This window comes from Lysinibacillus macroides, from assembly GCF_001281525.1.
GTDB lineage: Bacteria > Bacillota > Bacilli > Bacillales_A > Planococcaceae > Lysinibacillus > Lysinibacillus macroides.
The window spans coordinates 110,399-132,766 of the sequence record NZ_LGCI01000010.1; the positions used below are offsets into that span (position 1 = coordinate 110,399).

26 protein-coding genes are annotated in these 22,368 nt (G+C 40.6%); 2 read left to right on the forward strand and 24 right to left on the reverse strand.

All coding sequences use genetic code 11. The annotated features are described in order from the left end of the window. Window positions 1–384, forward strand: a 384-nt coding sequence (locus ADM90_RS15340) for a transposase (RefSeq protein WP_152928015.1), incomplete at its 5' end; no start/stop codon positions are given. Window positions 385–841: 457 nt separating this feature from the next. On the opposite strand, the gene ADM90_RS15345 is transcribed toward ADM90_RS15340, so the two are convergent. The 18 genes from ADM90_RS15345 to ADM90_RS15430 all read right to left on the reverse strand — a co-directional run bounded on the left by ADM90_RS15345 (window position 842) and on the right by ADM90_RS15430 (window position 14,252). Then, window positions 842–1,339, reverse strand: a complete 498-nt coding sequence (locus ADM90_RS15345; protein WP_053995827.1) for a DinB family protein — start codon at window positions 1,337–1,339, stop codon at window positions 842–844. A gap of 230 nt (window positions 1,340–1,569) precedes the next feature. Next, window positions 1,570–2,508 carry a malate dehydrogenase gene (mdh, locus tag ADM90_RS15350; protein WP_053995828.1) on the reverse strand — a complete coding sequence of 313 codons (939 nt, stop codon included), beginning with the start codon at window positions 2,506–2,508 and terminating at the stop codon, window positions 1,570–1,572. A 23-nt stretch (window positions 2,509–2,531) separates the two neighbouring features. After that, on the reverse strand, window positions 2,532–2,894 hold the full coding sequence (locus ADM90_RS15355) for a BMC domain-containing protein (protein WP_053995829.1): 363 nt from the start codon (window positions 2,892–2,894) through the stop codon (window positions 2,532–2,534). 12 nt (window positions 2,895–2,906) lie between these two features. Beyond that, window positions 2,907–3,173, reverse strand: coding sequence for a EutN/CcmL family microcompartment protein (locus ADM90_RS15360; protein ID WP_053995830.1), 267 nt, complete (start codon window positions 3,171–3,173; stop codon window positions 2,907–2,909). Between the two features lie 6 nt (window positions 3,174–3,179). After that, entirely contained in the window at window positions 3,180–4,022 is an 843-nt protein-coding gene (gene pduL, locus ADM90_RS15365; protein ID WP_053995831.1) for a phosphate propanoyltransferase, read from the reverse strand. 15 nt (window positions 4,023–4,037) lie between these two features. Beyond that, window positions 4,038–4,319, reverse strand: a complete 282-nt coding sequence (locus ADM90_RS15370; RefSeq protein ID WP_053995832.1) for a BMC domain-containing protein — start codon at window positions 4,317–4,319, stop codon at window positions 4,038–4,040. A gap of 24 nt (window positions 4,320–4,343) precedes the next feature. Next, entirely contained in the window at window positions 4,344–5,114 is a 771-nt protein-coding gene (fabG, locus tag ADM90_RS15375) for a 3-oxoacyl-ACP reductase FabG (RefSeq protein WP_053996697.1), read from the reverse strand. Between the two features lie 139 nt (window positions 5,115–5,253). Beyond that, complete coding sequence (locus ADM90_RS15380) at window positions 5,254–5,538, reverse strand: BMC domain-containing protein (protein WP_053995833.1); 285 nt, start codon at window positions 5,536–5,538, stop codon at window positions 5,254–5,256. 40 nt (window positions 5,539–5,578) lie between these two features. After that, window positions 5,579–6,202: a hypothetical protein gene (locus ADM90_RS15385; protein WP_053995834.1), complete on the reverse strand. Its 624-nt coding sequence runs from the start codon at window positions 6,200–6,202 to the stop codon at window positions 5,579–5,581. Between the two features lie 5 nt (window positions 6,203–6,207). Continuing rightward, a complete protein-coding gene (pduL, locus tag ADM90_RS15390; protein WP_053995835.1) occupies window positions 6,208–6,810 on the reverse strand; it encodes a phosphate propanoyltransferase in 603 nt (200 codons plus the stop codon). 18 nt (window positions 6,811–6,828) lie between these two features. Beyond that, the gene (locus tag ADM90_RS15395) at window positions 6,829–7,110 is read right to left on the reverse strand and encodes a BMC domain-containing protein (protein ID WP_053995836.1); all 282 of its coding nucleotides are present in this window, start codon (window positions 7,108–7,110) and stop codon (window positions 6,829–6,831) included. Between the two features lie 14 nt (window positions 7,111–7,124). Continuing rightward, window positions 7,125–8,612, reverse strand: a complete 1,488-nt coding sequence (locus ADM90_RS15400; RefSeq protein WP_053995837.1) for an aldehyde dehydrogenase family protein — start codon at window positions 8,610–8,612, stop codon at window positions 7,125–7,127. A gap of 15 nt (window positions 8,613–8,627) precedes the next feature. Next, window positions 8,628–8,918 (reverse strand): hypothetical protein, encoded by a 291-nt coding sequence (locus tag ADM90_RS15405; protein ID WP_053995838.1) that lies wholly within the window; start codon window positions 8,916–8,918, stop codon window positions 8,628–8,630. Continuing rightward, window positions 8,911–9,666: an HAD family hydrolase gene (locus ADM90_RS15410; RefSeq protein ID WP_053995839.1), complete on the reverse strand. Its 756-nt coding sequence runs from the start codon at window positions 9,664–9,666 to the stop codon at window positions 8,911–8,913. The genes ADM90_RS15405 and ADM90_RS15410 overlap by 8 nt, the downstream gene beginning before the upstream one ends. Window positions 9,667–9,687: 21 nt before the next feature. After that, window positions 9,688–11,091: an ethanolamine permease gene (gene eat / locus ADM90_RS15415; RefSeq protein WP_053995840.1), complete on the reverse strand. Its 1,404-nt coding sequence runs from the start codon at window positions 11,089–11,091 to the stop codon at window positions 9,688–9,690. A gap of 31 nt (window positions 11,092–11,122) precedes the next feature. After that, window positions 11,123–12,136: a phosphotransferase enzyme family protein gene (locus ADM90_RS15420; RefSeq protein WP_053995841.1), complete on the reverse strand. Its 1,014-nt coding sequence runs from the start codon at window positions 12,134–12,136 to the stop codon at window positions 11,123–11,125. Between the two features lie 45 nt (window positions 12,137–12,181). After that, on the reverse strand, window positions 12,182–13,468 hold the full coding sequence (locus ADM90_RS15425) for a class-III pyridoxal-phosphate-dependent aminotransferase (RefSeq protein ID WP_235473601.1): 1,287 nt from the start codon (window positions 13,466–13,468) through the stop codon (window positions 12,182–12,184). Beyond that, window positions 13,461–14,252, reverse strand: a complete 792-nt coding sequence (locus tag ADM90_RS15430) for a DeoR/GlpR family DNA-binding transcription regulator (protein ID WP_053995842.1) — start codon at window positions 14,250–14,252, stop codon at window positions 13,461–13,463. Before ADM90_RS15430 ends, ADM90_RS15425 begins: the two co-directional genes overlap by 8 nt. A gap of 389 nt (window positions 14,253–14,641) precedes the next feature. Between ADM90_RS15430 and ADM90_RS15435 the strand changes: the two genes are divergently transcribed. After that, window positions 14,642–16,228, forward strand: a complete 1,587-nt coding sequence (locus tag ADM90_RS15435) for a PucR family transcriptional regulator (RefSeq protein ID WP_053995843.1) — start codon at window positions 14,642–14,644, stop codon at window positions 16,226–16,228. A 43-nt stretch (window positions 16,229–16,271) separates the two neighbouring features. Here ADM90_RS15435 and ADM90_RS15440 read toward each other — a convergent pair whose 3' ends face one another. The 6 genes from ADM90_RS15440 to ADM90_RS15465 form a co-directional block, all read right to left on the reverse strand. Next, window positions 16,272–17,039, reverse strand: a complete 768-nt coding sequence (locus ADM90_RS15440) for an SDR family NAD(P)-dependent oxidoreductase (protein WP_053995844.1) — start codon at window positions 17,037–17,039, stop codon at window positions 16,272–16,274. A 13-nt stretch (window positions 17,040–17,052) separates the two neighbouring features. After that, window positions 17,053–17,880, reverse strand: a complete 828-nt coding sequence (locus ADM90_RS15445) for a mycofactocin-coupled SDR family oxidoreductase (RefSeq protein WP_053995845.1) — start codon at window positions 17,878–17,880, stop codon at window positions 17,053–17,055. A 16-nt stretch (window positions 17,881–17,896) separates the two neighbouring features. Next, window positions 17,897–19,225 carry an ArgE/DapE family deacylase gene (locus tag ADM90_RS15450; RefSeq protein WP_053995846.1) on the reverse strand — a complete coding sequence of 443 codons (1,329 nt, stop codon included), beginning with the start codon at window positions 19,223–19,225 and terminating at the stop codon, window positions 17,897–17,899. Between the two features lie 15 nt (window positions 19,226–19,240). Beyond that, a complete protein-coding gene (locus ADM90_RS15455; protein ID WP_053995847.1) occupies window positions 19,241–20,758 on the reverse strand; it encodes a sodium:solute symporter family protein in 1,518 nt (505 codons plus the stop codon). Further along, complete coding sequence (locus tag ADM90_RS15460) at window positions 20,758–21,033, reverse strand: hypothetical protein (protein ID WP_053995848.1); 276 nt, start codon at window positions 21,031–21,033, stop codon at window positions 20,758–20,760. Before ADM90_RS15460 ends, ADM90_RS15455 begins: the two co-directional genes overlap by 1 nt. Window positions 21,034–21,268: 235 nt before the next feature. Beyond that, a complete protein-coding gene (locus ADM90_RS15465; RefSeq protein ID WP_053995849.1) occupies window positions 21,269–22,195 on the reverse strand; it encodes a stalk domain-containing protein in 927 nt (308 codons plus the stop codon). Window positions 22,196–22,368: the final 173 nt, after the last annotated feature.

The window sequence follows — 22,368 nt, forward strand, 5'->3', positions numbered from 1 at the left end:
CGTGAACATAGCTACTGTTACGACAGCTTTGATGAAAAGTATCAAACGCTTAAGTTCACACGTCCAAAAGATTGCGCAACCTGTCCATTACGTGATGACTCGCTCTGTCAAAAGGTGTTTAAAATCAAGTGTGAAACCGATATCCGCAAATACACGTTTCCAGCACGTGGCTCCGAGCTATGGAAGAAACTTTACAAGGAACGCACAGCTGTCGAACGAGTAAATGCTTATTTAAAGCAATTTTTTCAGTTAAACAACGTCCGTCACAAAACCGGTAGAAAAGCTAAACTGCACTTCAACCTTGTGACGTTTATTTATAATGCCTGCAAATTAGCAGTCGATCGGATGAATGTACGTTTACAGCTACAAAACAACGCAGCTTAAATTTTAAAAAACAAAAATCAGACACAGGAGCAGTCTAAGCTCTTGAAAAAATCGATTTATGAAATTGATTCAATTAATAAAAAACATACATTTGTATTGAGGGGAAATTCCCTATTTGCAAACTTAGACTTATTTTTCTGACATTTTTATTCTATACGAATATTATCCAACCTGCTATCTTACTTTAAAGTACAATCTTTAACAATTATTTTATAATAGAGCCCTTTTCATAAAGAAAAGCACAATTCTGTTGAATTGCGCCCTTTTATGGAACAACTATTCCACAACCCACTATTGGACAAAACATCTGTAAATTATTGACAAAAACGACTCTGTGCGATGTTTAGGTAAGAAACCGTTTTTCACTTTTCTCCGAATTGCTCCGTATAGCTGCCCATATTCCCTACAAAGGAAACAGACATATGCCCTTGTCACTTATCGGATCAAGAAACTTAGTTCACTGGGCCTCCTCATCAGCTGAGGGACCATAGAAGCCCGGCACTGGCATATCGAGAAGTCGCAAGTAGACCCCGAGTTGTGCTCGGTGGTGGACCATATGGCTTAACCCGAAGGTGCGGAATGCCATCGCTCGTGGCTCACGGCGGATGATATGATCACCATGGCGTAGCGTCCATTCTTCACCGAGCTTTTTTTCGTCACATTCGGCGAGCAACTTTTCTAACTTGTCAACGTTCGTGTCAAATTCATCCAGAACATCAGCGCATTTTTCCCAAGCTTCCCGCCGTATTGGCACAGTCGAAAGATCAAACTCCGGGTACTGAAGAATCGCGATTTGCCAATTCAGCAGGTTGATCAGGTGTGTGGCAAGCCCACCGAGCGTCATCGATTTCTCGTGTGGTCTCCATGCCATATGCTCCTCGGGCAAGTGCTCCAGAATGCGACGTGTAGCAGCCAGTTCATGCTTTGCGTCGCCGACAATCAATTGTTTAACCATAAGTCCCTCTCCTCTCTTATGGTTTAGCATACTATAAATTCCAGTGAAGTTAAAAGCTTTATCGTTAATGGACTATGATAGTGTGCTATTTTTTCCCATAGCTTACGTACATTTCTACACATTCTTGTATATTTTAAGATAAATATGTGAACTCCTTGCTACTTAGCTACGCTTGAAGTATGAACTTTTTATTTATTTTAAATGATCAATCTTTTGTATAAAGCTACATGCTATTTTACATATTCGATTGTTTGATAAACAGCTTGAACTGAATTGGCAAAAGCCTCCTGCTCCTCTGCATTTAAGTGCAGCTCCACTACACTCTCAATCCCATTGCCACCAAGTACAACTGGTACACCAATACAGACATTATGCACTTGGTATTCGCCTTGCAAATAAGCAATAACAGGTAAAATTCTTTTTTTATCCTTTAACAGGGCTTCTAGCATCACAATAATGGATGCAGCAGGTGCATAATAAGCACTACCATTCCCTAAAAGTGCCACAATTTCACCGCCCCCTTTACGTGTGCGCTCTACCAATTGCTCGATTTGGGCAGGGGGCATTAATTTTTCTAAAGGGATGCCGCCAATATACGTATAACGAACAAGCGGCACCATTTCATCACCATGTCCCCCTAATACAAAGCTAGAAATATCTTCAACAGATATATTGAGTGCCTCAGCAATAAAGGTATTAAAGCGTGCGGTATCCAAAATACCTGATTGTCCCATGACACGATTTTTTGAAAAACCTGTTGCTTGCAGGCAAACATATGTCATTGCATCGACAGGATTACTTAAGACAATGACATAGCTATTTGGTGCGTACTGTTTAATATGTTGACTAACGGTACTGATAATCGCAGCATTCGTACTAATTAAATCTTCCCTACTCATGCCTGGCTTACGCGCTATTCCTGCTGTAATCACCACAATATCAGCATTGGCGATTTCAGCGTAGTTTGCCGTGCCCGTAATATGCGAATTAAATTGTTGAATAGGAGCCGTTTGTAATAAATCCAATGCTTTTCCTTTTGTTGGATTTTCAAGCTCTGGTATATCTACAAGCACAATATCGCCTAGCTCTTGCTGCGCAGCCATCAGCGCTACGGTTGTGCCAGTATGCCCAGCACCAATAATCGCAATTTTAGGACGCTTAAAGCCCATTGTCTATCACTCCTTCCACTTTATCATTGATCTGTAGCGCTATCCGTAGCATCCTTCCCTTGTGTTTTACGCACGGCTGGTTTGGAAGCTTTTGTTACTGGCTTACCAGCATGCTTTTTCTCAAGAATGGTGTTGTGTATATCATCTGCTGCACGCGGAATTACATGTGCGCTAAGCACCTTGCCAATACGGTCTGCGGCTGCTTTTCCTGCCTCAACAGCTGCTTGCACAGCCCCTACATCACCAGCAACGATAATTGTGACAATGCCTCCATCTACAAACTCATGACTCACTAACTGGACATCAGACGCTTTTAACATAGCATCTGCCGCTTCAATGGAGCCAATCATGCCAAGTGTTTCAATCATACCAATGGCTTCTTTCATTTTTTCACCCCACTATTCATCTGATCCATCAATAATACCAACCACAATGGCATCAATTGGACAAATCACTTCCTTAGAAAAACTGCGAACGGCTGCACTGCCCATCGTTAGAATCACATCATCGCCAACCCCTGCACCAATACGGTCTGCCGCAACAATTTGCTCATCAGCGAGCTGACCATTTGTTTTTTTAGGCTGAATAATGAGCAATTTTAAGCCCTGTAAACCCTCCTCTTTGCGAGTAGCCCATATATTTCCAACAACGGTTCCTATACGCATGCTTGATCATCCTTTTTTATACTGTATTTCAATGCCTAAATTCGCTATTGTTTCCCTTGCAAGCGCGGTAAAAATAGCCGCTTGGGGGACAATTATTGTTGTCTCTTGATACTGTGCAATATCCTGCTCAGTAATAATTTTTTGCGTAAGCTCTACAGTCGTCGTTGGCGGGCTATCGATTGAAGTAGCCTGTTGAGAAGCTGGAAAAATAGAGCCGACTGTCCCTTGCTTTATTAAACCTGCATTGGCTTCATCTGTATCAATATGCATTTCTAATTGATACTGCTCGGCTACACGGATTTTGACTTGATGAAAGGTTACTGGACGGACACCTGGCACTTGAATCGCCACATATTCCCCGTCCCGTACAGCTAAATGCTGGGCATCCTGTGGTGACATATGAATATGAGCCTGTGCAATAATCACGCCCTCCTGCAAAAATAAGCTACCTTTTGGTCCTACTAATGTACAACTAGCAGAGCCTGCAATATTGCCTGATTCTCTTATTGGCGGCTGAATGCCTAACGCAATGGCATCTGTATGGCTAATTTCTACCTGTGTTAATGCTCGTGCAGGTCCTAAGACGCGTACATTAGTAATGCTACCTTTAGGGCCCACAATAATAAGCGTTTCCTGTGCTGCAAACTGTCCAGGCTGGGAGAGCATTTTTTGAACGGTTAATGCAGCGCCCTTGCCAAAAAGATGCTCCACATGCTCCTGCTTTAAATGAATATGCCTTGCCGAAACAGCAATTGGAATAGCATTTGTGGAAGGTGGTGTTGGCTGATTGGTCGTTAGCACTTCGGCAAGTGCCTCATTGACGAGTTGCTCGATTATTTGTGGATTCATAAAGCCACCTCACCTTCACGATTGTACGGGTAAAATGGCTTCTAATTCTGTATGAGGACGTGGAATCACATGCACGGATAGCAATTCGCCTACTCGTTGGGCTGCTGCAGCGCCAGCATCTGTTGCTGCTTTTACAGCGCCCACATCACCACGTACTAATACGGTTACAATGCCACCACCCACATGTACTTTACCAACCAAATGCACATTTGCTGCCTTTACCATGGCATCTGCTGCCTCAATCGAGCCTACCAGCCCTTTTGTTTCGATCATGCCTAATGCACCTAAATGATTCATCTCTATTCCTCCTTATCCAGCAAGTTAAAATGCCTCTGAATCTTCTGGCAATGTTTGTCCGCCGTCAATAATAATGGATTGCCCTGTAATAAAGCTTGCTTCCTTACTGCTTAAAAATAAAGCCGCATAGGCAATATCCTCTACACTGCCAAGCCCGCCGAATGGAATAGCCTTCGCCATTTTTTGAAGATAATCCTCCCCAAGTCCATCCAAGCCTTCTGTGGCAATATTGCCCGGCATAACCGCATTCACTGTAATTTTATAAGGGGCTAATTCCAACGCTGCTGTACGCATAAAGCCTAATTGTGCTGCCTTACTTGCTGCATAATGCGTCCAGCCTGCATAGCCTGTTACAGGTCCTGTAATTGACGAAGTAATGACCACCCTGCCATACGCCGCTTCTTTTAAATAAGGAAGACAAGCCTTCACTGTAAACATAGTTCCTCTTGCATTAACATCTAGCACATGATCCCAATCTGCTGTCGTCATTTCCTCTAGTTTCACGGACGGAAAAATCCCTGCATTGGCGCAAACAATATCAATACCGCCATAGGTAGCAGCTATTTCACGTGCCATATGATCAACAGATTCATAGTTTTCTACATCCACAGCGATGGCTGATGCCGAATAGCCATCAGCTTTTAATGCCGTGACTAACTCATTAGCCGCGTCAAGACCTCTTGCCGCAATGACGACATGTGCGCCTTGCCTGGCAAAAACCGTTGAAATGCCTTTGCCGATTCCCTTACTGCCACCTGTGACCAATACAACTTTTCCAGTTAAATCTACCTTCATTTCTATTTCCCACCCTTTCATCATTAATAAAATAAACCTTCAATCAGTAGGATTTTCGCCCTCTGCCACTGCTTGGACATTTGTTTTTATGGGTTGTAGCTTTCAGTGCAAACAGCATTATGAATACGGGGTAAAATCATTACGGCTTTATCGCAATTTCCTCTACTAATGCTGTGAGCGTATCATCAGGCCGTAAAATAGTGGTAGAGGCAACCCATTGATTTGCTGCTTTTGCTATACGTGTACCGATCGCAATCGCCTCTCGGATCGCCTCTACATCACCTTCAATCGTGATTGTTACAAGCGCTAAATCAATCGTTTCTTGTCGAAGCAATCGTATCTCTGCTGCTTTTAACATGGCATCTGCTATTTGGATCGAAATCGCTAGCCCTCTCGTTTCAACAATACCAATTGATTTTGTCATGCAACAACACTCCACTCGTACTTTGACATGTTCTTACTCGCTATTTTCGTTGAATAGTAATCCCTTTTTCCTGCAGAACATCAAGAGCCAATGGCGTTAGCCTTGTAGTAGCAGGAATCACAAGCTGTTGCCCCTGAAATGTCCGAATCATTTCTTCAGTAATATACACTGTCTGCTGATCGGCAAAAGACAAGTCCTGCCGTGTCGCCTTAATAGAAGGGATAAGCTGTGAAAATAATTGCAAGTCACAGCCAAACGTTTTTAAGCTTTCCATATGCTTTTGTAGCATACTACTATAGGCATTTGGTTGTTTGGCGGTCATCACCTCCGCCATTTTTTGCTGAGGGACTAGCACGGCTGGCTCGCCCCTCAGCAGTAGGTCTGCTAAGAACAAGGTTGCTGGGGAATTAGGCAAACCTTGTGCACTCGCAATAATAAATACTTGGTCAACTTCCAGAAAAACAATGGCATCGTAGAACATTTGGGGGATGTTCGTGGCATCTGTGCCTTCCTGCCATTCTTCCACTGTACAATAGCTGCTTAAAGTTTCCATTTGCTTAAGAGAGATTGTTGTATGGGGATGAACAATCAATAATCTTTTTTTAGGTTGGACAAACGTTGTCACAATTTCTTGAATGAGCTGTTGTAATTGTTGAACATTCATTCACTTCACTCCATTTTGATGAGCTTACCGTATTGATTAGAGACAATAGAAGCTGCGTTCGCCTCATCTGTATCAACATGCATTTCTAAGACAAAATCTGGGGATACACGTACAACAACATTCATGATTTGTAGCTGCCGTACATCATTGATAATTTCGACTTTAACAATCTCCTGATCCTTCACACAAAGAGCCTGTGCATCTGTTTCTGACATATGAATATGGGCTTGCGCAATAATAAGCCCCTGTTGTTTCTGAATCGTTCCCTGTGGACCAATTAATGTAATGGGTGCGGAATCCTGTACATTACCAGACATACGAATAGGTGGCATGACACCTAATTTCACTGCATCTGTTTGGCTGACTTCCACCTGTGTTTGCTCGCGAAAAGGACCTAATATACGCACCTTGTCAATACAAGCTCTGGGGCCCTGAATGGTAATCACCTGCTCTGCGGCAAATTGATCCGGCTGCGACAGGTCCTTCCATTTTGTCAATACAGCTTGTGTGCCAAATAAATAATGGAAATCTTCCTCGCTAAGATGACAATGTCTTGCTGAAACAGCAATAGGGATTTTGTCAGCGATCGCTATTGAATTATGCTGCATCAAGACAACCCCCTCCACTTATTTTGGTAAAATAGCAAGTAACTCCGAATGTGGTCGAGGAATCACATGCACGGACAATAATTCACCTACGCGACGAGCAGCCTCTGAGCCTGCATCCGTTGCCGCCTTGACTGCGCCTACATCACCTGTTACTAACACTGTTACAATTCCGCCACCAACATGGACTTTGCCAACAATATTGACGTTTGCTGCTTTTACCATGGCATCTGCTGCCTCAATCGAACCGATTAACCCTCTTGTTTCAATCATTCCTAATGCACCATTAATTTCTACGCTCATTGTGAACTCCTCCTCTAAACTGTTAATTTCGAAACAATATCTTCTACTATTTTGCGAATCATCGCAGGATCAATCGTTACATCTTCACCTGTATTTACTGCTACTGCTGTCTGTTGAATATTTTGCGGATGCTGTGGCTTTGGCACTGCTAGCTCCTTGATACCATAGGCAACACGTTTTTTATTGATTAAATGACGAGCCGTAATATTATCACTTGTAATATTGCCGCCATATGCACCACAGCCTAATGTATAGGATGGCGTTAAGCTCGTTGTGCCGCCCGCTGCCCCGACAGAAGCCATGGTATTCACCAAAATCCGTGACACAGGCATCTGAATGGAAAACTCTTTAACAAATTGATCGTTTTCCGCATGGATCGCCGCACTATGGCCGCGTCCACCTACATCCAACAATTGCTGACATAGTCGAATGGCCTCCTCCTGAGAATGTGCTGTATATAAGCCTAAAATGGGCGATAACTTCTCTATGGAAAAGGGATACTCTTTGCCAATATACTGCTCCTCAGCCACAAGTACCCTTGTACTTGGTGGCACTTGAATCTGTGCCATCTCCGCAATGCTTATTGCCGGTTTCCCAACAATTTGCGTATTTAATGTACGTGGCACTGGGGAAATCACCTGCGCTAATTTTAGCCTGTCCTCTCCCGTCACAATCGTTGCACCATTTTGAGCTAAGGCAGTCATCACCTGTGCCTTCACGTCCTGATGCACAACAATTGCCTGCTCTGTTGCACAAATTGTACTATTATCAAATGATTTGCTATCAATAATTTGCTGTACAGCGCGGGCAACATTAGCTGTATGATCGATATAAACAGGAACATTCCCCGGCCCCACACCATAGGCAGGCTTGCCAGAGCTATAGGCTGCCTTAACAAGCCCTGAACCGCCAGTCGCTAAAATCAATTGAATATTCTTATGCTGCATTAATGCCTCTGTGCCCTTTATCGTTGGATGTGCGACCCAGCGAATTAAACCAGCAGGTGCACCTGCTCGGACAGCCGCCTCGTGACAAATTTTCAATGCTTCAATCGTACAGTTCACAGCCGTTGGGTGCGGGCTAAAAACAATCGCATTTTGCGCCTTCAACGCAATTAGCGTTTTATAGATAGCAGTGGCAGTTGGATTTGTCACTGGTGAGACGGCAGCAATTACGCCGTATGGATAGGCAATTTCTATTTGCTTTGCAGTAGGATCCTCATGAACCACCCCTACTGTTTTTTCATGACAGATGGATGCATAAACACCTTTTGAAGCGAGTTCATTTTTAATTTTTTTATGCTCAATCACACCCATTTTTGTTTCCGTTACTGCCAATACAGCTAAATGTTCTGCTTGTCGGTAGGCTTCCTCTGCAATCGCCTGAACAATAGCATCCACTTGCTGCTGGGAATAGCTAGCGTACACTTTTTGAGCTTCCGCTGCCTCTACAACAGCATCACGCACCTCTTGAATAGAGAGTAAATCCTGATCTTTTATCATTGCTTACACCGCCTATCATATAAATTTTTTAAATGCGATGAAATCAGACGATGAAGTTGTTGTTGATTGGGTGAATGCTTGCTGGCGATGCAAGTCTTCCCAATGCTGCAGCTCCTGTGTTGACAATGGCTGATAGTTTCCTATGATAGATGGCGCTTGCTGAGAGCTGCCACTCGCTGTCATTAAACGAAAGGACTGCCATTCTTGTAATTCAGCCTGTGTTAAACCTTGGATTTGTTCCTTTGGCATTTGTGCCACTTTCTCCATCACTAACGCTGTAATCTTCGCAATAAGTTCATTATCCATGTTGATCCTCCTTCGCTATCAGCAAGGTTATAAGCGATTCATCATACACTTCAATAATTTTCATGGCATCTGGTAAATAATCTTTTGGGTAGACGTTTTTTGGAATAATGCCAATTGAATAGAGCATGCCTGCATTTTTGGCAAATAACATATCCGCATTGGAATCACCAATCATTACTGTCTGTTCGAGCAATACTTGATAGCGTTCTCGTGCCAAATGCGCTAAATCTGGAAATGGCTTGCTCGATGGTACTTGGTCACTGCCAAGCACAAATTCAAATAAAGGCCATAGCCCAAGCTGCTTTACATGCAACTCTGCTCGTGCTGTTGAATCTGCTGTCACAACCCCTAATCGAATACCGTGCTCTTTTAAGCGAATAAGAAGCTGTCGAATGCCCGGTAATTCCTGTACTGTTATACTTTCTTGCTGGGCTGTTGCTAAGCTGGATGCTGCCCTTGCTAACATAACGCCTTCACTCCAGGCAATACCTTGTTGATAAAGCAAGTAAGCCATAATCGTTTCTGCTTCCTGTATGCTCCCAACAGCTAGCGGGCTTGTCGGGTCAATCGTTGTTCCATCCGCTGTTACACCGATTGTTGTTAAAAAGTATTGCAATGAAAACGCAACCTCAAAATCAGAATTTTCAGTTAAATTTAGGTAAAAATTTTTAGCCCATGGAATCCAAATAGAATCCAAGTCAATAATGGTTCCATCTTTATCAAAGATCACCCACTCTACTTTTTGCATAAAGCACACATCCTCTACGCTTTATTCTGTTATAGATCCAATAGACGTTTGTGTAATTTGACTCTCTTCCTGAACTGCCTCTTTTGCAAAGCGTTCCTCTGGCGCATCCTCATTAATTTGATGTCTTGCCCATAGCCAGTAGTAAATACTTGCAACGGCAAAAACCGCAAGACAGACAATGAAAAACGTTAAATTGGCAAAGAAGCTTGCAAAAATCGCAATGACAGCTAGTGTTAAAGAAACAATCGGTGTCAATGGATACAATGGCGTCCGAAAAGTTCGCGATAAATTCGGCTCCTTTTTACGTAAAATCAACACAGATAAATTCATCGTAATATACGATACTAATGCACCAAATGTAGAAATTAAAATTAAATCATCTGGATTGAACAATATAACAAGCACTAAGCCAATAAAGCCTGGTAAAATAATTGCCATATAAGGCGTTTGACGTGTTTTATGCATTTTCGATAAAATGCTTGGTAAGTACCCTGCACGTGATAGCGCATAAACCTGACGTGAATAAGCTAAAATTACACCTGAGAAACTTGCGATTAAACCAACTAATCCAACGGAGGCTAAAACCTGTGCTAGCCAATACGTATTGCCAAAGGCTGCCGCAATCGCTGCTGGTAGGGGGTCTTCTGCTACTGTCATCGTATCAATGCCTGCAAGTCCAATCGCTACTGTTGTTGTGAGCACAGATAAAATTAAGAGTGTCACCATGCCAGAAATTAACCCCTTAGGCATATCCTTTTGTACATCTCTCGTTTCCTCTGACAGCATTGGCAGCATTTCTATCGCTAAAAATAGCCACATTGCATATGGTAGCGCAGACCAAATTCCTTTAAAGCCACCCGGTACTAGCTCACCGCTTGCGGGGAACAAATTCTCCACTTGAATCTGTGGCAGCCCAACAAAATACATCAGCACTAATAAACCCAATGCGATAAATACAAGAACCATTTCAATCGTTGCATATTCCTTGATGCCTAAAATGTGTACTCCCATAAAGAGTGCATACATAAACGCTGCGGCTACAACTGTTGGCACTGCTGGGAATAAGAAACTTATATAGCCTCCAATTCCAATTGCAATAATAGGTGCAGCAATCACATACTGAAGCACAACTCCTATTCCTGTAATGAATCCCATATATCTACCCATAGCACGTCTAGCAAAGGAGTATGGTCCTCCTGCATATGGCAGCATTGTCGATAATTCCGAGATTCCTAGTGTCATCGTTAAGTACATAATCGCCATAAATATTGTAGCAATCAGCATGCCTAAATAGCCCGATTGACTTAAGCCAAAGTTCCATCCAAAATAATTTCCTGAAATAACGATTCCAACACCAATTGTCCATAAGTGAATAGGTGTAAGGGCTTTCTTTAAAACAATGATTTCATTCTTTTTTGAAGTCATTTAGTTCGCCACCTTTACAATTATTTGGATGCTATAAAATTTTATTTTTCGCTAAATAATTTTTCACTAAGGTATCACTTTGAATGGTATAGTTTTCGCCCAGTAAGCGTGTCGTTTCATTATCACGACTACCTACCCAAGAGATCAGCTGTAATCTTCTCATTAAAATAAAGGTTGGAATCATCTCAATTTCTTCATCAGATAATGTCCGCACTTGACTGTAGCCCTTGATCCATGACGCAATTAAATCCTCCAAATACGGCATATGCTCAATAAAACTTACAGATGTTGCTAAATCATATAAATACCAGCCGAAACCACAATCATCAAAGTCAATCACTTTAATTTCATCACCATAAATAAGTAAATTGGCTAAGCGTAAATCCGCATGAATCAGCCCAAATCGTGTTTTACTTTTGCCAAATGCCTCTAGCTTCTTCTGAATAACTTGAGATGCTTCCTCATATAAAGCGATACGAGCTGGTGTCATACCAAGTCCATCCTGCCATCTTGCCCATTTTGGTGATTTCCCTAAAATCGTGTCATAATCCCATATCATACGCTGAAAATCTTCGTAGTGATCATGTTGCTCAATTGTATGCTTGTGGAACAGCGCTGTAATTTTTCCTAATGTTTCAAATTGGTGAATTAAATTTTCTTCATTATTTTCATCTGGAGCATTACCCTCCAAAAATGTAAATAATGTGCTATAATAAATTGTGTCATTATACTGATGAGCATGTACGTAGTCACCGTCATCTGCTCGCATCGGTAATGATACATCAATAGGAGATTGCTCATGTAGCGAATTTAACCAAGCAATCTCCGCCTCTATCTCTTCTTTCTTATGATAATTCGGACGACTAATTCTCAAAATATACTTTTTACCTTGTGCGTCCTCTACGAGATACGTAGCGTTTTCGGAATAATCAATCATTTTACAAGATGCTTCTACTAAACAACTAAACTCCTTTAACGCATCATTTGCTGCTTGATGAAAAGTAGAAAGTACAGTTTCTAAATCTAAGAAATCCATTTGACTCATATAGAAAACCTCCTTGTTTGCGAAATGATAAGCTTTCTTTCTATATTAATAGCGTCCAAACTTTACAAGCTGTGCTGCCTCTTTAATACCTGCCTCACATTTTTCTAGCAATTCATCACAATACGCTTTATCACATAATAATCCTGGTTTAAATTGTAAAACGCGTGTATCAAGCATGGAATAGATTGCCCATACGCCATGTTTGTACAAAGAGCTCATCACATGTTTCGCACCATCAGGATGATTAAATTCTAAGCCCATGACAACCCCAAGCTGGCGAATACCGACAAAGAAATCTGGATATCTTTGCTGAATTTGCTCTAAACCTGTTCGTAAATAGCGTGCTACATAGTCAACATTTTTAATGACTTCAGGTCGTTGTGAAATTTCCAGCACCTTCATCGCCACAACACAGCCAAGCTCTGCTCCGCCAAAGGTAGAGATATGTGCTAGTCCATCCTCTTGCATCCAACCACCTGCACGCTCATTCACTACTGTTGCAGCAATTGGATAAATACCACCACTTAGCCCCTTTGCGGTTACTAAAATATCTGGCTTAACACCATAATGCTCAATACCCCAAAGCTTACCTGTCCTCATTAAACCTGTCTGTACCTCATCCGCAATATAAAGTGCGCCGTAACGCTCGCATAATGTCTTGACGCTTGTTAAATAATTGGCGTGTGGTAACGGAAAACCGTATGTCGCTGGAATCGTTTCAATAATTACGCTCGCAACATCGCCCTTGGCAAGCTCACGTTCCATTGCATCGAGATCATTAAATGGTACATGCACAAATTCATTTGGATCGCCTTCACTTAAAAATGGCTTGGAATAGCGTTCATTGCCAAGAGATACAGCTAAACCTGAATGCCCGTGGTAGCCATTTTTGATCGAGATGGTTTTTTTACGCTTCGTCGCATAGCGTGCACATTTCAACGCCACATCAATCGCTTCACTACCGCCACTAGAAAAAATTGTATACTTTAAGCCTTCTGGTGTGCACTGCGCTAATGCTTCAGCTAATTGGGCGCGCGCTGTTGATGGAAAATGGTGATTGCCAATATCAAAATAATTGGTTCCTTCTACTAATGCTGCAATGACTTCTGGATTACGATGTCCAAGGTTATACGTACCGCCATTGAGATGGGCATTCATTAATTTTTTGCCATCCACATCATAGAAGTAATAGCCTTCGCGTTTGCCGATCACCACATCTACGCCATCCACTTGCCATTGCTTCGTTTTTCCTGGGTTCCACCAGTCGATTGATTTTTGTAAGGTTTCTTGTTTACTCGCAAAATAGTCCATATTTTCCACCTTCCTATACATGGATATCCTCCAACATTTCACTTGCTATTAATAACTCAACTTTTTTCTGAGCTAAGCGTTCCTGCCATTGTATAGAGCTTTTTTGATCTGTAATAATCATCGAAACATCCTCTAAATGGCAAATATGCGCAAATGTAGAAACCCCAAATTTTGTATGATCTGCTAAAATTATAGTTGTTTCAGCACGCTCAATTAATTTCTTTGAAATAGCAGCACCTGTAATATCATAATCGGTAATGCCATCAGTTAAGGAAATCCCACCAGCAGCAACAAAGGCTTTATTTGCCTTTAGTTGATTGAAAAATAAATCGGCTAATGGGCCACCCATAAACTTTTGTCGATGTTCATACTCACCTCCTGCAAAAAGGATCTTTCCTTGAAAGCATTCTGTTGCTAGCGATAAAACAGGGAGAGAATTTGTCACAACAATGACATTTGGTTTATCACTTAAGAAACGTACAATTTCATAGGCCGTTGTGCCGTGACCAATAAAAATCACATCACCGTCCTCCACAATATTTGCGGCAGCCTTACATATTAATCGTTTCTCTAAGTTATTGAGTGACGTTTTTTGTTCAAATGTACGTTCATACTTTTGCTTCGTCTTGACAGCACCGCCATAGACTTTGTGCAAGAGCCCTTCCTTCTCCAAACGATCCATATCTCTCCGTATAGTCTCACCTGATACGTTTAATAATTGCTCAGCATCACTTACTTTCACTTTTCCTTCTAAATCTAAAATATCTAAAATTACTTTTTTACGTTCTTCAAATGAAAGAGACATACACCATCACTCCAAACACAAAGTTAAATCCAACAAAATCCACAAATCAAACATTTAATTTCTGTATTTATGTGGATTTGTTTTGAATTTTAAAGAATAGTCACATAATTGTCAATACTCTGATGATTATTTTTCTGATTTTTATTTAAAATTAGGAGGTTTTAGTAATTCCATGAAGGTGAAATAGCCGATTTATTCCTTCAAAACACAACATAAATCCACAATAATTCACAGTTAGCGCAAATCGTTTGAATTAATAAGTGAAAATTACAAAAAATTCGTGTATTATACTAATAATCTCACCTTTTATAACAAAAGCATTGCAAATCCTTCTGCTAATGATAGAGCATACATCATCACCGTTCATTAAAATAAATGAGGTGATGACTTTGCGGATAAAAGATATATTGCTTTTACAGGAATTCCAATATGCCAAAATAATATCGGGAAAAAATTTATTAGATACGGAAGTAAACGGAGCAACAATCGTCAATACACTAGAGGGCTTTGCTTCGGTAGAACGCGGAAATTTTATTCTTACAACTGGTTTTCCATCTTTCACGGATGAAGCATTCAAACAGCTAATTCGCTCCCTCGCTGAAAAAGGAGTCAGTGGCTTAGGCATTAAAATCGGTTCAAATATTCCGTCTATTTCTTCAGATATCCAAAGCTTTGCAGGGCACTACAAGCTAGTGATCATTGAGCTGGATAGCAATATTCCTTGGGCGGATCTAATGATTCCCATTGTCAACTATGTTAATTATGAGCAAAAGCTTGAATTGGAAAAAATAAAAAATATTTATGAAGCTTTCCAAACTTTTTTATTAGCAAAATCCGATATTCAGCAATTACCATCATTAATGGAAAAATTGCTTGCTAAAAAAACAACCATTTATTTGCATGCCATTGATAAATCTTACAGCTCTTTTGTAGTACCACCTGTATTTGAGAACGTCTTGTCAAACATTGTTCAAACAATGAAAACGCAAAATTTAACAAAAGAAAGTTTTCAAGAACTACCAATCCCTGTCTATGTAAAGCCGATTTATGAAAATCGCCATTTGGAGGGCTGTATTATTATTTGGGAATGCCAAATGCTTGGTGCTTCTTGGCACAATGTGGCAATTTCACAAGCGACCGCTATTCTATTAACGGAACTACAGAAAATCAAAAGTATTCTTTCTTTATCGCAGCAAAATAGAAGTAGCTTTCTTTTAGACGTGTTTCGCGGCAAATTTAATAGTATAGAGGAGATTGTGCGCGTTTCAAAAGAGGTTAATTGGAATTTAGCAGACCATCCCTATCAATTACTATTAATTCAATTAACATTTCCTGATAATCAGAAGCAGGATGCCTTTATCGTAACCTCTCAGCTAATCTTTTTATTAGAAAAGTATACTTTAACGAAAATTTGCTTTGATTCTAATGATTATTTAGTGCTGCTGCTCGATACCACATCAGAAATAACGGCTGATTTTATTTGTAAGAAAATTGATTTTTTATTAGCGAAATATCAACTCCAAGCCGCCTATTTTGGCGGGGTTGGACGAGTATATGCATTACCGTCCATTGTGAAAAGCTATAATGAGGCATTAATTTCATTGCACTTTGCCAAAACAAAGAAAAATTTATTGGCGAAGGTTATTCATTTTGAACATTTAAACTTTGAGCGCATTTTGTTCTCGAACCATCCAATAAAAGAAGCTTCCTTTCTTCAGCAAGAATATTTACTGCCATTAAAGGAGTTTGATCAGAAAAAAGCAGCGGAGCTTTATCATACACTAAAAGTCTTTTTATTTAATAATGCGGATTTTAATAAAACTGCGGAACAGCTCTTTGTTCATAAAAATACAGTTCGCTATCGCCTAAGTTTAATTAAAGAAATCTCCAAGCTCAATCCCGAAAAACTGCAAGATCAAATTTTATTTTATATTGGCTTCTTGCTTGAGGAAATTCAACTCCCTGCCTATCAATAATAAACAAGGGTGACTCAAAGGTATATTTGAGCCACCCTTAAACTTAAGTCGCTGTATAGCCACCATCCACCGGTATTAATGCACCTGTAATAAAGGACGCTTCATCAGAAGCTAAAAAGGCAATTGTATTAGCAACCTCCTCTGGCTTGCCTAACCGTCCTAATAAATAGGCATTTTCATAGGCTTGTCGAATAGCCTGCCCACCGCCATCGCCCTCAATAAGCTGGTCAGCCATATTTGTATCCGTTAACCCCGGGCAAACAGCGTTAACTCGTATACCATGCTGCCCAAGCTCTACAGCCGTACTGCGTGTAATTCCTACCACCGCATGCTTTGTCATAATATATAAATTATGGTTTTTCGTACCGATCATACCCGAAATGGATGCCAAATTGACGATGGAGCTACCTGCTTGCCTCTTTAAATATGGAATGGCGTGCTTTGTGCTTAGCATAACGCCTTTAATATTAATAGCGGAAATTTTTTCATACGTAGTGGCATCAAATGTTTCAGCCGTATTATTGACAAAAATCCCTGCATTATTAACAACCGTCGTTACATAACCATATGCTGCTACAGCTTCCTGATACAGATTGGCAATATGCTCTTCATCGGTAATATTGCAAACAACTGCATGAACATCATAGCCATTTTGCTGTAATTGAAGAGCTGCCTCCTGCAATTTCTCTGCATTCGCATCTGACAGAACGATTTTTGCGCCCTCCTGCCCACATTTTTGCGCTGTCGCAAAGCCAATTCCTTGTGCTGCACCTGTAATAACGACCACTTTATCCTGTAATCTTCCTGCCATATACTTCTCTCCCTTACATTGTTAAATAACCTGCGTCCACCGCAATATGTGAGCCTGATATATTATTGGAATCATCTGATACTAAAAACAATGCTGCGTTAATCACATCTTTTGGTGCAATAAAATCTTGATTTGGAAACACATGATGGTTGCCAAATGCAGGTGTTGCCTCCTTTCTTGTTGCCCCTTTTTTATTTGCTAAGCGGTCATAGGTGGCTTGATTGTTTGCCATTGTTGTATCGACAGCCGTTGGGCAAATCGCATTGACATGGATATTGTATGGACCGACCTCCATTGCCATTGATTTTACAAGCCCTAATACACCATGCTTAGCCGCTACATAATGCCCTACATTTTGCCCGCCTCGTAAGCCATTGACAGAGGACACACATAAAATTTTCCCTGCTTGACGTTCAATCATATACGGAAGAACATGCTTGCATGTTAACCACGTGCCCTTTAAGCAAATATCGAGCATATCATCCCACTGATCCTCTGGCATTTCCCATAGCTTGTTATAGGAAAGGATACCAGCATTGGTCACAAGAATATCTATTTTGCCAAAATGTTCAATTGTTTGTTGCACAGCCTCTTTCAGCTCCTGTGAATGACGCACATCTGCGATAAATCCTAAAGCATCAACACCTCTGCTTTTTATGTCATTCACTGTTTTCGTTAGCTCCGATTCATCAGCCATATTATAGGCAACACTTTGCAAATTTTTAGCAATATCTGTGATGACAATTGCCGCGCCCTCTTCTGCAAATTTTAATGCATATTCCTTACCCATCCCACGTGCGCCACCTGTTATAAACGCTACTTTTCCTGTTAATTTTCCCATATAAGCATCCTTTCCACTACATTTCTTCCATGCCACACCACTCTAAGGCTGTTAAGGCATAGGTTTTTGCTGCTTTGATTAAATCTTCGACTAGTACATACTCATTCGCTGCATGTGCTACTAAAATGCTACCAGGACCATATATAATAGAAGGAATTCCTTTCGCATTTAAAAACGCTGCATCTGCCACTGCCGCAAAGCCATGAATAACCGCTTCCTCTCCCGTTGCTTCCTCATGCGCACGGCTTGTTGCTTGCACAATTGGATGATCTGTTGGCACATTGAAGGCTGGCCAATGCAATAAAAATTCAATCTCTGGTGGATGATTTCGTAGCCATAAATCATTTTGGACAGCTCTGTCGACATGTGCTAAAATTTCAGCTTTTACTTCCTCAAAGGATTCTAATGGATGATGCCAAACAGCATATTGAATCGTACAATAATCGGAAACAACAAACGGTAAGTCCACATCATAGGATTTGCCATGAATAATGCCCGGATGAATGGAGAAATGACCTGGCTCAAAGAGATCATGTGTCTTTGTGAATCCCCATTCCTCCTCTAATTGCTGAAGTGCCTGGACAATATACATTCCTTTTTCTACCGCATTAATGCCCACCTCACCATGCTTGCCGCCTGCACGAATAAACTCTCTTCTTACAGAAGCATGTGTCGTTTTTCCTTTCACAGTAATATGCATACGAATAACGCCTGGACTTACAGGTACTACAGCTAAACTTTGCGGAGGTCCAGACGGTTCAGATACAATCGCCGCATCTGCCTTATAGCCTCTTTCTACTGTCGCCGTGACACCCAATTCATGGTCCATTGTTTCCTCGCCAACAACCGTTTCTAGCAATAAATCACCTTTTAATTGAATGCCTAATTTCTTTAATGCTTTAGCAGCCATGATTTGGGCCGCTATCCCGCCCTTCATATCACAGGCTCCACGTCCATATAATTTGCCATCCTCTACTTTCCCTGAGAATGGGTCTTCAAATTTCCAGTCAGTGTTTGGGCCTGGTGGCACTACATCAATATGGCCATTGAAAATCAACGACTTGCCATTTCCGGCCCCTTTTATCACGCCAACTAGGTTTGGTCTTTGTGCCTCTACTTCCCACATATCCACTTCATCACAAATTTCCTCAAAAATAGGCTTCAGAAATTCTTGGACGTTCTTTTCACCACCAATGACTTCCTCTTTCACAACACCATCATAATTTGGGTTAACGCTTGGAATTTTCACCATATCACTTGCTAAACGAATAATGTCCTCACGCATTTCATCAATCGTTGCCACTAGCTCTTGCTTTATTTTTTCAGAAGATAAAACTTTTTTCATATTATTCCTCCTAGTTTACTTGTTTTTTAGGTTCGTACTTGCCAATGCAGGGTCGACAGCATTGAGTGGTGCAGATTTTTTATTGCTTCTGGCTGTTTCAATATCGTTCCACAGGTCTTCCACATGTGCCTCGACAGGCTTTGCATAACCAGCAATAAGCATAATAACCGTTGTAGTAATAAGCCCATAAACACCTGCAGACCAGCCTAAATTTGTAATAAATGCAGGCTCCGTCACCGTTAATGTCATGGAAACAATTGTGCCAATAATCATACCTGCAAGCGCGCCTTCTTTGTTTGCACGCTTCCAATAAAGCCCTAAGATCACAACTGGGAAGATCATAATAATCCCTTGATAGGATAGCAAGGCAATATTAATTAATGCGCCAACGTCAACCGTTGCAAGGACAGCACATATTGCGCCAATAATAAATACTGAAATTCTCGCTATTTTCATGGCTGTTTTCTCAGAAATATCCTTTTTAATCACCGTCGCTACATCACGAGAAATGGATGTGGACATTGCTTGAATAATACCACTTACCGTTGCAATGCTTGTTGCCATAATAATAGTCGACATAAGTGCAAGTACAACCGGCCCAACTTCTCCAGCAGCCCACATATAGGCCTCCTCAGGTTTATTTCTAGCTGTATCATTCATATATAAGATATTCCCCAATAGTTGGAATACAACATAGAATATTGCACCAATAATCGGTGCGATCAATGCAGACTGCTTAATGGAACGAATACTATCTGAGGCAAATAGTTTATTGTAAACCCACGGCCACATGAAGCCGCCCAATCCACTTGTCACAATAATGGACGTCCAAAATGCGGTAGGCAATTCCCAGCCTGGTCCCGGAAAAGTTAATGTTTCAGGATGATTCGTCACTAATGAATCCATCCCTGCCGCAATACCACCGGAAAATTTAAAAATCATATAGAGCATAACACCAGTGCCAACAAAAAACATAAATGCACCTTGGAAAATATTCGCTGTTATTACTGATTTCATACCTCCTAAAGACACATAGGCAAGCACGACCACAATGCCAATCAACATACCAACTACAGGACTGATTAAACCATTTGTGGCGTAGTTAAAAATAACGCCCTGTGTAATCCATTCCATCAATAGCCAAGGTGCTGTAAAGACAATGCCCGCAATCCCAACAACTAAACGTACCATACTGCTTTTATAGCGCAAATCCATCAGTTCTGCTTGAGTGCCAATATGATATTTTTTCCCCCAGATATATGTTTTTTCAGCAACTAAGTACATAGAAAGCATTGTTAATGTTGCATAAGTCAGTACATACAAGCCAATAAAACCATAGCCAACCGAGTATCCTGCAAATGCAGTAAAGGTTGCGCCTACATACCAAGTAGAAAATACAGCTAATGAAATTGCTAACACCCCAAAACTGCCTCGTGCTGTTGCGTACTCCTCAAAAGATTTAACACCGAAATTTTTAGCATTAATCGCAAACACAATGACAAAGAAAATAACAATAAAAATAATCGATAACATTATTTTCTCACCTCTAATTCCTGCAATTGCACTTTTGTTAAAGGTTCAATATCAATGTCTAAATCACCATATTTGGCATCTACAAGATACCATGTTATTAATAATAGGAAGATCAAAATATTTATAAAGAATTGCCAAAAATATGAGAATGGTAAGCTAAAAATACGTGGCTCAATTTTATTACTAAAATCAAACAGCCCTGGAAAACTAGCAAGTAAAACTAGGACAATAAAGCTAGCAGCGAAAAATAAATTTCTTTTCCCTATAGATTTCAAATATTTTCACCTCTTCTATGTTGTAAATTTCGTGCTTTAAAGCATTTATTTGTTCACCGGTTAATGAACATCATATTTTTAAGTGCAGGGAAAGTCAATTAATTATCAGATTTTTTAAAATCTTTTGAATATAACAAAAATAAGTTCTCTTCTTTTGTTTATTGTCCAAAACTTTTTTTAAATCTTTCCATTATAAAACCCCTTTATGTTTTTGCCATAAAGGGGTTTGACTTGTTTATTTTACTAATTCCTCAATAAATTCAACAGATACATATGTTTTTGAGGGCTCTAATAAAGCTGGTGCTACATTGAAGTGGCGAATTGCTTTATTGTAGCCATATTCCTTTTGCCCACGTGTAATCGTATACGATAGTGCACCTTTAGAGATAATCGCGCCTGTTGCTGTTGCTTTCACTGTAAAGCCAAGCTCTTCTGCAATTAATCGTAGCGGTACCATTTTTGTGCCATTCACATCATAAAAATCATTGTCGATCATGTCTTGTACAGCAGCTGGGAGGGTGTTTTCTTCCGCAGGCTCATCCTGTTCTATTTGATCTAATACAACGACCTTTGAAGGGGAAGTATGTGCTGGAATACTCATTGTTGCCACTGTGTAGAATGCTACTAAATGCTGCTCTGCTAAATCTTCAGCTTTTACTGCTTTGCCAGATGCGCTTTGAAGCTTTGTATCTGGACCAATTGTTAATTTTACATAGTTTTCTGTATCGACTAATTCGTTATTGAAGAAATCCACTTCTACAGTGCCCATTTCTTCCGTTTCTACAATGATTACTTCCGGGTTGTATTGTGGTGGATAAATCGCAAGCATTGGTTTCTTGGCATAAGAGTAAGCTGAGACTTTATCTCCTTTTTGAAGCTTGACTTCTTTTCCCATATTGTCAAAAACCAATGAGTCTTTATTCGTAATCACAATATTTGTATTGTCGCCATCAACCATTGTATAGTATGTGGCATTTTCACGTACTTCTACGTTTTCAACTGTACCTGTCACTTTAATAAAAATAGGCTGCACTTGTTGCTCCGAAGTTTCTGCGTTAATCACAGTAGCCTCTCCTTCGTTCGCTGATGCAGTTGGAGCTCCAATCGCGCCCCCTAATAATAATGCTGACATAGCAAATGGTACGAATTTCGTCATTTTCATACAAAAAGCATCTCCTTCATTTTCCCGAATTCAATAAAGTAGTCGTGTTCACACGAAAAAGGTTACAAACTGTCTCCATTTTTATGGCTAGAGCTTTGCTTCCTCATTTTGAGCTATAGCGATTTGCGAGCGACTTCTCTTGAATATTCGATTTACTAGATGGCGGTGCTTTG